The organism is Teichococcus rhizosphaerae (genome assembly GCF_002631185.1).
Classification (GTDB): Bacteria; Pseudomonadota; Alphaproteobacteria; order Acetobacterales; family Acetobacteraceae; genus Pseudoroseomonas; species Pseudoroseomonas rhizosphaerae.
Genome location: NZ_PDNU01000036.1, coordinates 34,158 through 47,808 on the forward strand (window position 1 = coordinate 34,158; position 13,651 = coordinate 47,808).

The window sequence follows — 13,651 nt, forward strand, 5'->3', positions numbered from 1 at the left end:
CCGCACCCCGTGACTCGCGCCCCATGACCCCCATCGAGATCGCGCTCGAGGAGGCGCGCGCCGCCGCCCTGCGGGGCGAGGTGCCGGTGGGGGCGGTGGTGACGGATGCGGCCGGCCGCGTGCTCGGCCGCGCCGGCAACCGGGTGGAGCAGGACCGCGACGCCTCCGCCCATGCGGAAATCCTGGCGCTGCGCCAGGCGGCGGCGGCGCGCGGCTCTCCCCGCCTGCCCGGCTGCACCCTGACCGTGACGCTGGAGCCCTGCCCGATGTGCGCCCAGGCGGCCAGCTTCTTCCGGGTCAAGCGGGTGGCGTTCGGCGCCTACGACCCCAAGGGCGGCGGCGTGGAGCACGGCGCCCGCATCTATGCCGCGCCGTCCTGCCACCATGTGCCGGAGGTGGTGGGCGGGCTGCGCGAGCGGGAATGCGGCGACGTGCTGCGCGCCTTCTTCGCCGGGCTTCGCGGGGCCGGGGCGGCTGGCGCCGGGCCGCGCGAGGCGGAGGTGAACGGCGCAAAGGCGGAGGGCGAAGGCCTGGGCGGCGGGAACTGAGCGGGGCGCCGCTCGCGGCGGGGAAAGAGGAGGCGCGCGGGGCGGGCTTGGCGGCGGGCGAGGCGGGGCGCAGCATCCCGCACCATGGAATCGACCGAGCCCCACCCCGCCACGATCCGCCGGATGGTGGCGGTGTTCGGCCTGAGCGGCTTCGCCGGCGCCCTGGCCGGCCGGGCGCTCGACCCGCTGATGGGCGAGCTGGCGCAGGATTTCGCCACCCCGCACGAGACGGTGGCGCTGCTGGCCAGCGCCTTCACCCTGCCCTACGCGCTGGTGCAGCCGGTGCTCGGCCCGGTGGGCGACGCCTTCGGCAAGCGGCGCGTGGTGCTGCTCTGCGTCGGGCTGCTGGCGGTGATGCTGGCCGCCTGCGCCCTGGCGCCGGGGCTGGACAGCCTGTTCGCCGCGCGCATCGCCGCCGGGCTGGCGGCGGGCGGCATCTTTCCCCTCACCCTCGCCCTGTTCGGCGACACGGTGCCGATGGCGCAGCGCCAGCTCGCCATCAGCCGGGTGCTGGCCTGCGCCATACTGGGCCAGCTGGCGGGGGGCGCGGTCTCGGGGGCGCTGGCGCCCTTCATCGGCTGGCGCGGGGTGATGGGGGTCTGCGCCGGGGCCGCCGCCCTCTCCTGCGCCGTGATGGCGTGGGATGCGCGCCGCCGGCCGGCGCCGGCGCTGCCCGCCGCCCCGCCCTCCATCCCCATGGTGCTGCGGCGCTATGGCGAGATCCTGCGCAACCCGGCGGCGCGGCCGCTTTTCCTCGGCGTGCTGCTGGAGGGAGCCTTCGTCTTCGGCATGTTCCCCTTTCTCGCCGTGCTGCTGGGGCAGGACGGGCGCGGGCTGCTGCGCGCCGGGCTGGCGGTGACGGCCTTCGGCCTGGGCGGCTTCGGCTACACGCTGCTGGCGCCGCTGCTGCTGCGCCGGCTGGGGCAGGCGCGGATGATGCGGCTGGCCGGCGCCAGCGTGGCGCTGGGCATGGCCGCCATCGCGGCGGGCTGGGCCGTGGGGGCGCCGGGCAGCGGCGTCGGCGGCGCGCTGCTGGTGGGCCTGGGCTTCTTCATGCTGCACAACAGCATCCAGACCCGCGTCACCGAGGTGGCGCCGCTGGCGCGCGGCTCGGCCGTGGCGCTGCACGCCTTCTGCTATTTCCTGGGGCAGGCGGTGGGGCCGGCCCTGTTCGGGCTGGCGCAGGCCGTGGCCGGCCCGGCGCCGGCGCTGCTGTTCTGCGGCGCCGGGGTGCTCGGCATCAGCTTCTGGCTGAGCGCGCGGCGCCAGGGCTGAAGCCGCGCGGGGCCGCCGCAACGGGTGCGGAGGCAGGGGAACGGCCATCCCCCCGCCCCGCCATCCTCAGAAGTCGCTGACGCGGCCCTTCCGCTCCCAGTCCCCGAAGCGGGTGGGCTCCGGCCCGGCGGGACCGCCGATCTCCTTGGGCATCGGGGTGGCTCCGGGCTTGCCAACGGCGGCTTCCGCCGCGGGAGGAGGGATGGCGGCATCCGCCGCGGAAGGAGGGATGGCGGCATCCGCCGCGGGAGGAGAGATGGCGGCATCCGCCGCGGGAGGATGGACAGCGGCATCCGCCGCGGGCGCTTCGGGCTGGGCGGGGCGGGCCGGCTGGGCGGCCTCTTGCTCACGGCTCGTCATGCTCCCCATCTGGGGTGGAAACCCGGGCAACGGAAAGAGGGCATGAACGGATATCTGCGCACAACCCTTCTGCTCGCGGCGATGACGGCGCTGTTCGTGGCGGTGGGCGGCGTCATCGGCGGGCGGGGCGGCATGATGGTGGCCTTCGGCGTCGCCTGCGCCACCAATCTCTTCGCCTGGTGGAACAGCGACCGGATGGTGCTGCGGATGCACAACGCCCAGCCCATCGGCCCGCAGGACGCGCCCGAGCTGTACCGCATGACGGCGCAGCTCGCGCAGAACGCCGGCCTGCCCATGCCGGCGCTCTACATCATCCACGAGGACCAGCCGAACGCCTTCGCCACCGGCCGCAACCCCGGGAACGCGGCGGTGGCGGTCAACACCGGCCTGCTCAACCGCATGCCCCCCGACGAGGTGGCCGGCGTCATCGCTCATGAGCTGGCGCATATCCGCAACCGCGACACGCTGATCATGACCATCACCGCCTGCCTCGCCGGCGCCATCGGCATGCTGGCGCAGTTCGGCTTCCTGTTCGGCGGCGCGCGGGGCCCGGAAGGCCGGCCCAACCCCATTGTCAGCCTGCTGATCATGCTGCTGGCGCCGCTCGGCGCCATGATCGTGCAGATGGCCATCAGCCGCTCCCGCGAATACGAGGCGGACCGGGCGGGCGCCGAGATCAGCGGCAACCCGCTGGGGCTGGCCAACGCGCTGCGCCGGCTGGAACAGGGGCGGCTGGTCCATGTCAACCAGGCGGCGGAGGCCAATCCGGCCACGGCGCACATGTTCATCGTCAACCCGCTGGCCGGGCTGCGGCTGGACGGGCTGTTCTCCACCCATCCCCGGACGGAGAACCGCGTCGCGGCGCTGATGGAGCTGGCCGGGCGCATGGGGCCGCCGGCGCGCGGGCGGGCTTCCTTCGGCCCGGGCACCACCATGCCGGGTTCCGCCGGCGCATCCGCGCCAGAGCCTACAGGCGCCGCCGCGCCGGGGCCTGCAGGCGCCGCCGCGCCGGGGCCCTGGGGCGCGCCCGCGCGGGGCGCTTCCAGGCCAGGCCCCTGGGGAACACCGCCGCAGCGGCGGAAGCCACGCGGCCCCTGGGGCTGAGGGAGCCGGAGCGGGAGGAGGGGTTCCGCCCGCCTCCCATGCCGCCGGCGGCCCGCCGCCACCCGCCCCGCGCGAACGGCGAAAGGGCCGGCCCCCGCTTCGGGAGCCGGCCCTTTCCTGTGCCGCCAGGCGTGATCAGCGGACGATGCGGGTGGTGCCATCCGGCAGGTGCTCCAGCACCACGCCGCCGCCATTGTAGGCGCCGTTGCCGACCCCCTGCTGCTGCGGCAGCTGCACGCCCGCCAGGGGCTGCGCCGGAGTGGCGGCCTGGCCGCCCGACATGCCCTGGCCCGACATGCCGCCCATCGGGCGCTGCATGCCCGAGCTGCTCATGCCAGAGCTGCTCATGCCCGAGCCGCTCATGCCCGAGCCGCTCATGGTGCCACCCGACATGGCGCCGCTCGCAGCACCGGTGCCGCCCATCGCCGCGCCGCCGCCCTGCATGCTGCTACCGCCTTGCATGGCGCTGCCCGAGCCCATGCTGCCGGACATGCCACCGCTGCCCATGCTGCTGCCGGGGGGCACGGCGCTGCCCATCTGGGCCTGGGCCACCGGCGCGGAAACGGCCAGCGCCAGGGACGCCGCCGCGATGGTGAGAGAGATACGGGCCATTCCTGCCTTCTCCTTCATGCTCATGCGCGGCCGCCCTTGCGGGCGGCCCGATGCCGAAGGAACGCGAGGGCCGGTGGCGGGTTGCCTCCCCCCGCGCGGGCAGGCGCGGCGGAAGGCAGGGGGCGGCCCGGGGGAAATGCTCCCCCCCGTTCCCGCCCCCCGCGCCTCAGAGTGTGCCGCCCTTGCGGCCCGCCATGGCGCCGAGGCGCAGGCGCAGCGCGTTCAGCTTGATGAAGCCCTGGGCGTCGAACTGGTCATAGGCGCCCTGGTCCTCCTCGAAGGTGACGTACTTCATCGAGTAGAGGCTGTTGGGCGACTGGCGGCCGGTGACGATGGTGTTGCCCTTGTAGAGCTTCAGCCGCACGGTGCCGCTGACGCTCCGCTGGCTCTCATCGACCATCGCCTGGATCATGCGGCGCTCGGGCGCGAACCAGAAGCCGTTGTAGATCAGCTCGGCATAGCGCGGCATCAGGCTGTCCTTGAGGTGGGCCACCTCGCGGTCGAGCGTGATGCTCTCGATGGCGCGGTGCGCCACGTAGAGGATGGTGCCGCCCGGCGTCTCGTAGCAGCCGCGCGACTTCATGCCGACGAAGCGGTTCTCCACCAGGTCGAGGCGGCCGATGCCGTTGGCGCGGCCCAGCTCGTTCAGCCTGGTCAGCAGCGTGGCGGGCGACATCCGCTCGCCATTGATCGCCACCGCGTCGCCGCGCTCGAACTCGATGGTGATCTCGGTCGCGACATCGGGCGCGTCCTCGGGGCGGATGGTGCGCTGCCAGACGATCTCCGGCGGCTCGTCCCACGGCTCCTCCAGCACCTTGCCCTCGGAGGAGGAGTGCAGCAGGTTCGCGTCCACCGAGAAGGGCGCCTCGCCGCGCTTGTCCTTGGCGATGGGGATCTGGTTCGCCTCGGCGAACTCCAGCAGCTTGGTGCGGCTGGTCAGGTCCCATTCGCGCCAGGGGGCGATGACCTTCACGTCCGGCTTCAGCGAGTAGTAGCCGATCTCGAAGCGGACCTGGTCGTTGCCCTTGCCGGTGGCGCCATGGCTCACCGCGTCGGCTCCCACCTGCTCGGCGATCTCGATCTGCCGCTTGGCGATCAGCGGGCGCGCGATCGAGGTGCCCAGCAGGTACTGGCCCTCATAGAGCGCGTTGGCGCGGAACATCGGAAAGACGAAGTCGCGCGTGAACTCCTCGCGCAGGTCGTCGATGAAGATGTTCTCTTCCTTGATGCCCAGCAGGCGCGCCTTGTCGCGGGCCGGGCCCAGCTCCTCGCCCTGGCCGAGATCGGCGGTGAAGGTCACCACCTCGCACTGGTAAGTGGTCTGCAGCCACTTGAGGATGACGGAGGTGTCGAGTCCGCCCGAATAGGCGAGCACCACCTTCTTCACGTCCTTCACCGCCATAGCTTCGGGTTCCTTGTCCCTGGGAGCGCGCTGGGGCGGGGTTTGCCGCAGCGGCGGGGCGCGGGCAAGGCGGTCATGACCAGGAGAGGCGCACGGAGCGGGGGAATCCGCGCCCGGCCGGCGGCGGCGCGGGCCAGGTGGCGCAGGCCCGCAGCCTCGCCAGACGGAAAGCCGGCGGCTAGTGTGCCCGGCCCCTGAACCGCAGGCGCACCTTCCCAGAACATGGAGACCCACATGCAAGGACAGAGTGCCCCATGACCGCTTTCAGCCCGCACCTGGACCTTGACGATGCGATCCGGCGCAACCGGGAATGCGTGCCCCTGGGATGGGTCCGCAGCGTCAACAATGGCCCCGCCAATCTCGGCGATGCCTCCAGTGCGGTTGTGGTCGCCACGATGTCCGGCCTCCAGCCCCTGCCCGCGAACTTCAACGACCTCGGCGTGCGCATGACGGCGGTGGGCACGATCGGGCAGGATCTGCGCTTCGGTACCCTGCACATCTGGGGGACGGGGTTCGATGCAGGCCGCCGGGCCTTCGGGCGCCGCGACGCCGCCTTTGCTGCCGCGCCGGCCACGAACTACGTGGTGCATGCCGTGCGTGGTCCGCACACCCGCCGCACCCTGCTGGATTGCGGCATACTGGCCCCGCCGATCTACGGGGACGCCGCGTGGTTCCTGCCGCGCATCTTCCCGGCCCCTGCCTTGAAGCAGTACGAGCTCGGCGTGATCGCCCACATCTCCGAACTTTCTGACGAGAGCCTGGGGGCAGGGCCGCGCTTTCCCCGCTACGCGACGGGCCTGGGGGACGGGGTTCGCATCATCTCCACACGGCACGAGGCGAGCCTGAGGGGTTTCCGCGCCAAGCTGGACCAGATCCTGTCCTGCCGGCGGATCGTCAGCCTTTCCTTCCATGGCAAGCTGATAGCCGACTGCTATGGCATCCCGAACCTGTACTTTCCGCGCGACACCGGCGGCCCCCTCGAGCTCGGCCTGGACGATCCGCGCGTCAATCACCGCTTCGCGGACTTCTATGCCGGATGCGGCCTGCGGAAGCTTCCCGCCTTCGGGCAGCCCGCCCAAACGGCCACGGCCTGGGACCGCGTCATGGACGCCGTGGACCGCATGTGGCAGCCGGCGGGGAACCCGATGGAAAGGGTCTTCTTCGACGCCTTTCCGCTCACGCCGAAGGTATCCATGGACGATGCGGCGTGGGCGCTGCCGGAGGGATTGCTCGACAGCTTGCAGTGGTAGGCCGGGCAACGCGCAGGATCAGGCCATGGAAGGATCGGGCCATGGCAGGCCCGCCCTGCTCCGCTTCCGGCCGGAAATGGCGCGCCGCGGAGGCCGGGGCGGAACAGTGCGGCACCTTTGGCGGCCCCGGGGCTTTCGCCGGTCCTGCCATCCGGCCGCCAGGGCCGCCAACACGCGGCGGCCGGTGCTTCACGCCGCTCCCGTGCCGCCGCCCCCGGGAGCCGCTCCAGCCGCCCGGAAGGTTCCGGCGGAACAAGGCGGGTTCCGTGCGGCGCCTTCCTTCCTCGCGCGGCGGAGTGGCCCTCGCGCGGCAAGGCGGCCCTCACCGGCTCGGCGTCATCCGCCACACCGTGTTCGACAGGTCATCCGCGATGATCAGGGCGCCGCGCGGGTCCACCGTGACGCCCACGGGCCGGCCGCGGGCCTTGCCCTCGCCATCCAGGAAGCCGGTCACCACGTCCACGGGCGGGCCGGCGGGGCGGTTGTCGCGGAAGGGCACGAAGACGACCTTGTAGCCCACCGGGTCGCGGCGGTTCCAGCTGCCGTGCTCGCCCACGAAGGCGCCCTCCGCGAAGCGCTCGCCCATGGCGGAGGTGGAGAAGCCGACGCCCAGCGCGGCGACGTGCGAGCCCAGCGCATAGTCGGGGCGGATGGCGGCGGCGACCTTCGCCGGGTCCTGCGGCTGGGCGCGGGGGTCCACGTTCTGGCCCCAGTAGCTGTAGGGCCAGCCGTAGAAGCCGCCCTCCCGCACCGAGGTCAGGTAGTCGGGCACCAGGTCGGGGCCGATCTCGTCGCGCTCGTTCACCACCGCCCAGAGCTGGCCGGTGCCGGGCTGGATGGCCAGCGCGGTGGGGTTGCGCAGGCCGGTGGCAAAGGGGCGGTGGGCGCCGGTCTCGGCGTCGATCTGCCAAACCAGGGCGCGATCCTGCTCGGCCATCATGCCGCGCTCGGCGATGTTGCTGTTGGAGCCGATGCCGACGTAGAGGAACGCGCCGTCCGGGCTGGCGGCCAGGGCCTTGGTCCAGTGGTGGTTGATCTCGGACGGGAGCGCGGCGACCAGCTCGGGCGGCCCGGAGGCCTCGGTCTGGCCGTCGCGGTAGGGGAAGCGCACCAGCGCGTCCTGGTTGGCGACGTAGAGGCGGCCATTGACCAGGGCGAGGCCGTAGGGGGCGTTGAGGTTCTCAGCGAAGACGCGGCGCATCTCGTAGGTGCCGTCGCCATCGGCGTCGCGCAGCAGGGTCAGGCGGTTGCCGCCGGGGACCGGGCTCTTGCCCAGGTTCTTGATGAGGCCGGCGATGAAGTCCTTGGGGCGGACGGTGGGCGCCTGCTTGCCGCCCGAGCCCTCGGCCACCAGGATGTCGCCATTGGGCAGCAGCAGGGTCTGGCGCGGGATGCGCAGCTCCGTGGCGATGGCCTGGATGGCGTAGCCCTCCGGCACGGTCGGGCGCGCGTCGTTCCAGCCGGTGGGGCGGGGGATCGTCATGTCGGGCAGCAGGCCGCGCCGGGGCTCGGGCAGCGTGGGGTCGGGGCCCGTCTGCTGCTGCTGCGCGCCGGCGGGCGCGGCCTGGAAGGCAAGGGCGAGCGCCAGGGCGGCGGCGTGGAGCGGGCGCATCAGGCGGCCTCCCTCGGATGGAAGCCGGAATAGCCGATCCAGGTGGCCAGGAGCGCCAGCAGCGTCGCGGCCGCCGAAAGGGGCAGCGCCTCCGGCATGATGGCGAAGCCGTCCTTGGCGTGGACGAGGGCATTGAGGAGGCCCAGCACCCACATGGCGAGCAGCGCCGCGAAGTAGAGGCCGGCGCGCTTCCTGCCGCCCCCTGCGCCCCGGACCAGCGCCACCAGCGCCCAGAGCAGGGCGAAGGCGCCGACCAGCAGGCCGCCGGCGATCAGCCAGGAGGCGAAGTTGGCCCATTGGACGTGGAAGCTCGCGCGGTAGGCCAGGTCGCTGAGCAGCGCGCCGAGAAAGAGCGGCAGCGGGAAGGCCAGCAGAATGGCGTGCAGCGGGTGGAGCGGCCTCGGGGATCGGGGGGGCGGGGGGGCGGCCACGGCGGATCCTCCTGTTTCCTGGTCCGGTTCCGGGGCCTGGGGCAAGGTGGGGCGGTGCGCCCGGTGGCCTGCCCGCCCGGGACACGGTTCTGGAACAACAGGGCAGCGCGTGGCGGGTTTCGGCGCCGGATCCGCGCCCTGGGCGCCGGAGCGGGGCTCGGTGCCCGAAGGGAGGGGCATGGATGCCCTCCCCCGCCACCGGCCGGGCGGCTCAGCGCCAAGGCGGGGCGCACGAACGAAAAAAGGCCGGGCTGTGCCGCCCGGCCTTGTTCTGGGAACCAGAGCCCTCAGGCGGCGACGCGGCCGGCCTGCGGGTCGAGGCGGTAGCCGCCGCCCTCGGTCAGCAGCAGCGCGGCGTTCGCCGGATCGGGCTCGATCTTCTGGCGCAGGCGGTAGATATGCGTCTCCAGCGTGTGCGTGGTGACGGCGGCGTTGTAGCCCCACACCTCGTTCAGCAGGATCTGCCGCGCCACGGGGCGGCCGCCCGCCCGGTAGAGGAACTTCAGGATCGCGGCCTCCTTTTCGGTGAGGCGGATCTTGCGGCTCTTCACCGGCTCCAGCAGCATCTTCGCCGAGGGGCGGAAGGTGTAGGGGCCGATGACGAAGACCGCGTCCTCGGAATTGTCGAAGACGCGCAGCTGGGCACGCAGCCGCGCCAGCAGCTCGCCGATGCGGAAGGGCTTGGCGATGTAGTCGTTGGCGCCGGAATCGAGCCCGCGCACCACGTCCTGCTCCCCATCCGCGCCGGTCAGCATGATGATGGGAATCTTCACCCCTTCCTGCCGCAGGCGCGCGCACAGCTCGCGGCCGTCGCCATCCGGCAGGCCGATATCGAGCAGCACCGCGTCGCACCGCGAGTCGGGAGCGTTCAGCTGGGAGGCCGCCTCGGCGGCCGTTGCGGCCTCCAGGGGCGCGAATTCCCCATCCAGCGCCAGTTGCTCGGACAACGTCGCGCGCAGCGCGTCATCGTCGTCCACGATCAGGATCGGCCGCGGGCCGGTCATGCGCTCTCCCGACTTAGCCTATTGCAAAACATGGCTTCTACCTCCCGGAATCGGCCGGGCAGCCGGAGGCCACCAAGCCCCATCCTGACTGTAATGCCCCTGCAGGGCAAGAGCCGCTGCCGCGACACGATCACTGAGATTCGTTTTTGACCACTTTTTGGGGTGGGGTGGCAAGGTGCAAGCCAGCGCCACCTTGGGAATGGCGGCGCAGGCGCCACATTGATGCGCAAGGCGGGCGGTGGTCCGGCGCCCGGGCCCACCTGGCCGGCCTGCGCAAGTGGCTTGCGCGCGGCGGGGCGGAATGGCAGCCGGACGGAAAGCACCAGACGGAAGGCATGGGATGAGCAGCACTGGAACTGTCGCGCCGGATCTGCGGCACGAGGCGGAAATCGGCGTCGCCGTGCCGGATGCGCTGGCACTGTCCCTGCGGGCGGTGCACCGCGCGGCGAGCGAGCTGCGCCGCGGCACGCCGGTGTTGATCATGGGGCCGGGTGGGAGCGGGCCGGGCGGAAACAGGCCGGGCGGAAACAGCCCGGACAGGGCCGGCGCCGGGCCGGAGGACGCGGCGGGCGGGCCGCTGCTGGTGGCGGCGGCCGAGACGGTGGGGGCGCGCGGCCTGGCCGAGATCGCCGCCGCGGCGCTCCAGCCGCCATTGCTGCTGCTGGCCCCGGTGCGCGCCGCCGCCGTGCTGCACCGCCCCGTTGCCGCCGCCGCCGTGCAGCGGGAGGAGGGGGTGGTGGCGCTGCGCCCGCCCGCCGCGCTGCTGGCGCCCGAGGCGCTGCGGCGGCTGGCCGACCCGGTGGCCGAGCGCCTGCTGCCCGAGCTGCCCGAGCTGCTGCCCGCCCCGCCGCTCGCGCCCGCGGCCCTGGCGCTCGCCAAGCTGAGCCGGCTGCTGCCCGCCCTGGTGGCGGCGCCCGTGCAGGCGGAGGCGGCCGCACGGCTCGGCCTGCTCGCCGTGCCCGCCGCCGACGTGCTGGCCTATCCCGCCTCCGCCGCCGCCAGCCTCACCCGGGTTGCCGAGGCGCGTGTGCCGCTCGGGGATGCGCGGGATGCCCGCATCGTCGCCTTCCGCGCCGCCGATGGGGGGATCGAGCACCTCGCCATCCTGGTGGGCGAGCCGGAGAAGCTGGCCGCGGCGGGCGGGGCGCCGCTGGTGCGCGCCCATTCGGAGTGCTTCACCGGCGACCTGCTGGGCAGCCTGCGCTGCGATTGCGGCCCGCAGCTGCGCGGCGCCATCCACCGCATGGCGCAGGAGGGCAGCGGCGTGCTGCTCTACCTGGCCCAGGAGGGGCGCGGCATCGGGCTGGTGAACAAGCTGCGCGCCTACACGCTCCAGGACGGGGGACTGGACACGCTCGACGCCAACCGCGCCCTGGGCTACGGCGCCGACGAGCGCGGCTTCCTGGTGGCCGCCACCATGCTGGAGCAGCTCGGCATCCGCCGCGTCCGCCTGCTGACCAACAACCCCGACAAGATGGCCGGCCTCGCCGCCTGCGGCATCACGGTGGAAGGGCGGGAGGCGCACCAGTTCGCGGCCAATGGCGTGAACAACGGCTACCTGGCGACCAAGGCGGCGCGGTTCGGCCACCTGCTGGGCTGAGCCGCCTCTCCGGGGCCGGCGAGCGGCGGGTAAGGGCCACCCCGGCCCTTGCCAAACCCGCCGGCCGCCGCATCCTGCGCTGCATGGCCAGCCCCGACCCCAACACCGCCACCGTCTTTCCCGATGGCCGCCTGACCCTGCGTGGCACCACCTGGCGCTGCGCCCTCGGCAAGGGGGGCGTGCGCGCGCACAAGGAGGAGGGGGATGGCGCCACCCCCGCCGGCCTCCTGCCGCTGCGCCGCGTGCTCTACCGCGCCGACCGCGGCCCGGCGCCCCGCTGCGCCGTGCCGGTGGAGCCGATCGCCCCCGAGGATGGCTGGTGCGACGATTCCTCCCACCCCGCCTACAACACCCGCATCCGCCTGCCGCACGACGCGCGGCACGAGGCGCTGTGGCGGCAGGACCACCTCTACGACATCGTGGGCGTGCTGGGCTGGAACGACGCGCCGGTGGTGCGCGGGCGGGGCAGCGCGATCTTCCTGCACCTGGCACGGCCGGACCACGCCCCGACCGAAGGCTGCATCGCGCTGCCGGAGCCCGAACTGCGCGCACTGCTGGCCACGGGGCTGACCGGCTTCCACGTCCTGGCCCCCTGAGAGCCGCCCATGCCCGAGCTTCCCGAGGTCGAGACCGTGATGCGCGGCCTCGCCGCCGTGCTGCAGGGGCGCACCCTAGTCCGTGCCGCGACGCACCGGGCCGGCATGCGCTGGCCCTTTCCCGAAGGGCTGGCGCGGCGCCTGACCGGCGCCCGCGTGGAGGGCTTCCGCCGCCGCGGCAAGTACATGCTGATGCGCCTCTCGGGCGGCGACTCGGCGCTGATCCATCTCGGCATGTCCGGCCGGATGGTGGCCCGCCCCGCCCGCGCCAACGCCCCGCCCCCGGCGCATGAGCACCTGCTGCTGGAAACCGATGACGGGCAGGTGGTGGGCTTCGTGGACCCCCGCCGCTTCGGCAGCGTGGACCTCGTTCCCACCGCCGCCGAGGATGCGCACAGGCTGCTGGCCGGCATGGGGCCGGAGCCGCTGGAGGCGGGCTTCACCGCCCCCCTCCTGTCCGCCGCCCTGGCGGGGAAGCGGACGCCGGTCAAGGCCGCGCTGCTGGACCAGCGGGTGGTGGCGGGCCTCGGCAACATCTACGTGGCCGAGGCGCTGTTCCGCGCCGGCATCTCGCCCCGGCGCCTGGCGCACACCATCCCCGGCGCCCGCGCCGCGCGGCTGGTGCCCGCCATCAAGGCCGTGCTGGAGGAGGCGATCGCCGCCGGCGGCTCCTCCTTGCGGGACTACGTGCAGGCCGATGGCGAGCTGGGCCATTTCCAGGACCGCTTCCAGGTCTATGACCGCGAGGGCGCGCCCTGCCCGCTCTGCCCCGGCCCGCCGGGCTGCGGCGGCGTCTCGCGAATCGTCCAATCGGGCCGCAGCACCCTCTTCTGCGCCCGCACCCAACGCTGAGAAAGGAACGCGCCCATGGCCGAACACAGCATGATCCTGACCGAGACGCAGGGCCCCGCCGGCATCATCCGGCTGAACCGCCCGGCGGCGCTGAACGCGCTGTGCAACACCCTGACGCGGGAGATGGCGGAGGCGCTGCGCGCCTTCGACGCCGACCCTGCCATCGCCGCCATCATCGTCACCGGCAGCGAGAAGGCCTTCGCGGCGGGCGCCGACATCAAGGAGATGCAGCATCTCCGCCACCCCGACACCTACATGGCCGACTTCATCGCCGAAAGCTGGGAGGCGGTGCTGACGGTGAGGAAGCCCGTGATCGCCGCCGTGGCCGGATTCGCGCTCGGCGGCGGCTGCGAGCTGGCGATGATGTGCGACATGATCCTGGCCGCCGACACAGCGAAGTTCGGCCAGCCGGAGATCAATCTCGGCATCATCCCCGGCGCCGGCGGCAGCCAGCGGCTGACGCGGGCCATCGGCAAGTCCAAGGCCATGGAGATGGTGCTGACGGGGCGGATGATGTCGGCCGAGGAGGCGGAGCGGGCCGGGCTCGTGGCGCGCGTGGTGCCGGCGGCGGAGCTGCTGGCGGAGGCGGTGAAGGTGGCGGAGAAGATCGGCGCCCTTTCCGCCCCCGCCGTGGCGATGGCCAAGGAGGCCGTGAACGCCGCCTTCGAGCTGCCGCTGCGCGAGGGGGTGCGGCTGGAGCGCCGCCTCTTTCTCGGCCTGTTCGGCACGGAAGGGCAGCAGGAGGGCATGGCCGCCTTCGTGGAGAAGCGGAAGCCGGCTTTCCGCGGCTGAGGGCCGTGGCTGAAGGGCGCGGCCGGGCGCCCGTCCGGGGTGGGCCGGAACCGCTCCTGGCATGGATGGCCTTGGCCGGCGGGTGCCGGATCTTGCGCCGCATCGCCGTTCTCGGGCGTGCACCGGTGCCGAGGACCGGACCGATGGCCGTGGCGCCTGCCGCAGCGGCGAGGACCTGCCTCGGCACCGCGCCGACACCGAGGCGAACGACCT

The 13,651-nt window shown here is 73.4% G+C and carries 14 protein-coding genes; 8 read left to right on the plus strand and 6 right to left on the minus strand.

Annotated features, from left to right (window positions below):
* Positions 1–23 precede the first annotated feature (23 nt).
* Both CR162_RS16780 and CR162_RS16785 read left to right on the plus strand, forming a co-directional pair.
* Positions 24–548 carry a nucleoside deaminase gene (locus tag CR162_RS16780; RefSeq protein ID WP_099096687.1) on the plus strand — a complete coding sequence of 175 codons (525 nt, stop codon included), beginning with the start codon at positions 24–26 and terminating at the stop codon, positions 546–548.
* Positions 549–632: 84 nt separating this feature from the next.
* A complete protein-coding gene (locus CR162_RS16785; protein WP_099096688.1) occupies positions 633–1,823 on the plus strand; it encodes an MFS transporter in 1,191 nt (396 codons plus the stop codon).
* A 66-nt stretch (positions 1,824–1,889) separates the two neighbouring features.
* On the opposite strand, the gene CR162_RS23325 is transcribed toward CR162_RS16785, so the two are convergent.
* On the minus strand, positions 1,890–2,183 hold the full coding sequence (locus tag CR162_RS23325; protein WP_408887460.1) for a succinate dehydrogenase assembly factor 4: 294 nt from the start codon (positions 2,181–2,183) through the stop codon (positions 1,890–1,892).
* A gap of 42 nt (positions 2,184–2,225) precedes the next feature.
* On the opposite strand from CR162_RS23325, the gene htpX reads away from it, so the two are divergent.
* Positions 2,226–3,287: a zinc metalloprotease HtpX gene (gene htpX, locus CR162_RS16795; protein WP_099096689.1), complete on the plus strand. Its 1,062-nt coding sequence runs from the start codon at positions 2,226–2,228 to the stop codon at positions 3,285–3,287.
* Between the two features lie 135 nt (positions 3,288–3,422).
* Here htpX and CR162_RS16800 read toward each other — a convergent pair whose 3' ends face one another.
* Positions 3,423–3,899: a hypothetical protein gene (locus tag CR162_RS16800; RefSeq protein ID WP_099096690.1), complete on the minus strand. Its 477-nt coding sequence runs from the start codon at positions 3,897–3,899 to the stop codon at positions 3,423–3,425.
* A 166-nt stretch (positions 3,900–4,065) separates the two neighbouring features.
* Positions 4,066–5,301: an argininosuccinate synthase gene (locus CR162_RS16805; protein ID WP_099096691.1), complete on the minus strand. Its 1,236-nt coding sequence runs from the start codon at positions 5,299–5,301 to the stop codon at positions 4,066–4,068.
* A 254-nt stretch (positions 5,302–5,555) separates the two neighbouring features.
* On the opposite strand from CR162_RS16805, the gene CR162_RS16810 reads away from it, so the two are divergent.
* Positions 5,556–6,551, plus strand: a complete 996-nt coding sequence (locus tag CR162_RS16810; RefSeq protein WP_099096692.1) for a glycosyltransferase family protein — start codon at positions 5,556–5,558, stop codon at positions 6,549–6,551.
* A gap of 322 nt (positions 6,552–6,873) precedes the next feature.
* On the opposite strand, the gene CR162_RS16815 is transcribed toward CR162_RS16810, so the two are convergent.
* The 3 genes from CR162_RS16815 to CR162_RS16825 form a co-directional block, all read right to left on the minus strand.
* The gene (locus tag CR162_RS16815; protein ID WP_099096693.1) at positions 6,874–8,163 is read right to left on the minus strand and encodes a PQQ-dependent sugar dehydrogenase; all 1,290 of its coding nucleotides are present in this window, start codon (positions 8,161–8,163) and stop codon (positions 6,874–6,876) included.
* A complete protein-coding gene (locus tag CR162_RS16820) occupies positions 8,163–8,594 on the minus strand; it encodes a DUF2231 domain-containing protein (protein WP_099096694.1) in 432 nt (143 codons plus the stop codon). The genes CR162_RS16815 and CR162_RS16820 overlap by 1 nt, the downstream gene beginning before the upstream one ends.
* A 287-nt stretch (positions 8,595–8,881) precedes the next feature.
* Positions 8,882–9,598, minus strand: a complete 717-nt coding sequence (locus CR162_RS16825) for a response regulator transcription factor (RefSeq protein ID WP_099096695.1) — start codon at positions 9,596–9,598, stop codon at positions 8,882–8,884.
* A gap of 340 nt (positions 9,599–9,938) precedes the next feature.
* On the opposite strand from CR162_RS16825, the gene CR162_RS16830 reads away from it, so the two are divergent.
* The 4 genes from CR162_RS16830 (at position 9,939) to CR162_RS16845 (ending at position 13,438) form a co-directional block, all read left to right on the plus strand.
* A complete protein-coding gene (locus CR162_RS16830) occupies positions 9,939–11,198 on the plus strand; it encodes a GTP cyclohydrolase II (RefSeq protein ID WP_245870445.1) in 1,260 nt (419 codons plus the stop codon).
* A gap of 83 nt (positions 11,199–11,281) precedes the next feature.
* Positions 11,282–11,794: a L,D-transpeptidase family protein gene (locus tag CR162_RS16835; RefSeq protein ID WP_099096696.1), complete on the plus strand. Its 513-nt coding sequence runs from the start codon at positions 11,282–11,284 to the stop codon at positions 11,792–11,794.
* A gap of 9 nt (positions 11,795–11,803) precedes the next feature.
* Positions 11,804–12,646 (plus strand): bifunctional DNA-formamidopyrimidine glycosylase/DNA-(apurinic or apyrimidinic site) lyase, encoded by an 843-nt coding sequence (gene mutM, locus CR162_RS16840; RefSeq protein WP_099096697.1) that lies wholly within the window; start codon positions 11,804–11,806, stop codon positions 12,644–12,646.
* A gap of 15 nt (positions 12,647–12,661) precedes the next feature.
* Positions 12,662–13,438: an enoyl-CoA hydratase gene (locus CR162_RS16845; protein WP_099096698.1), complete on the plus strand. Its 777-nt coding sequence runs from the start codon at positions 12,662–12,664 to the stop codon at positions 13,436–13,438.
* Positions 13,439–13,651 lie beyond the last annotated feature (213 nt).

What these genes read in the sequence shown, in the direction of transcription:
- CR162_RS16800 (WP_099096690.1), bottom strand. Translation starts at nt 3,899, where the DNA reads ATGGCCCGTATCTCTCTCACCATCGCGGCGGCGTCCCTGGCGCTGGCC.
- CR162_RS16835 (WP_099096696.1), top strand. Translation starts at nt 11,282, where the DNA reads ATGGCCAGCCCCGACCCCAACACCGCCACCGTCTTTCCCGATGGCCGC.
- CR162_RS16810 (WP_099096692.1), top strand. Translation starts at nt 5,556, where the DNA reads ATGACCGCTTTCAGCCCGCACCTGGACCTTGACGATGCGATCCGGCGC.
- CR162_RS16825 (WP_099096695.1), bottom strand. Translation starts at nt 9,598, where the DNA reads ATGACCGGCCCGCGGCCGATCCTGATCGTGGACGACGATGACGCGCTG.
- CR162_RS16805 (WP_099096691.1), bottom strand. Translation starts at nt 5,301, where the DNA reads ATGGCGGTGAAGGACGTGAAGAAGGTGGTGCTCGCCTATTCGGGCGGA.
- CR162_RS23325 (WP_408887460.1), bottom strand. Translation starts at nt 2,183, where the DNA reads ATGACGAGCCGTGAGCAAGAGGCCGCCCAGCCGGCCCGCCCCGCCCAG.
- CR162_RS16815 (WP_099096693.1), bottom strand. Translation starts at nt 8,163, where the DNA reads ATGCGCCCGCTCCACGCCGCCGCCCTGGCGCTCGCCCTTGCCTTCCAG.
- mutM (WP_099096697.1), top strand. Translation starts at nt 11,804, where the DNA reads ATGCCCGAGCTTCCCGAGGTCGAGACCGTGATGCGCGGCCTCGCCGCC.
- CR162_RS16845 (WP_099096698.1), top strand. Translation starts at nt 12,662, where the DNA reads ATGGCCGAACACAGCATGATCCTGACCGAGACGCAGGGCCCCGCCGGC.
- CR162_RS16785 (WP_099096688.1), top strand. Translation starts at nt 633, where the DNA reads ATGGAATCGACCGAGCCCCACCCCGCCACGATCCGCCGGATGGTGGCG.
- CR162_RS16780 (WP_099096687.1), top strand. Translation starts at nt 24, where the DNA reads ATGACCCCCATCGAGATCGCGCTCGAGGAGGCGCGCGCCGCCGCCCTG.
- htpX (WP_099096689.1), top strand. Translation starts at nt 2,226, where the DNA reads ATGAACGGATATCTGCGCACAACCCTTCTGCTCGCGGCGATGACGGCG.
- CR162_RS16830 (WP_245870445.1), top strand. Translation starts at nt 9,939, where the DNA reads ATGAGCAGCACTGGAACTGTCGCGCCGGATCTGCGGCACGAGGCGGAA.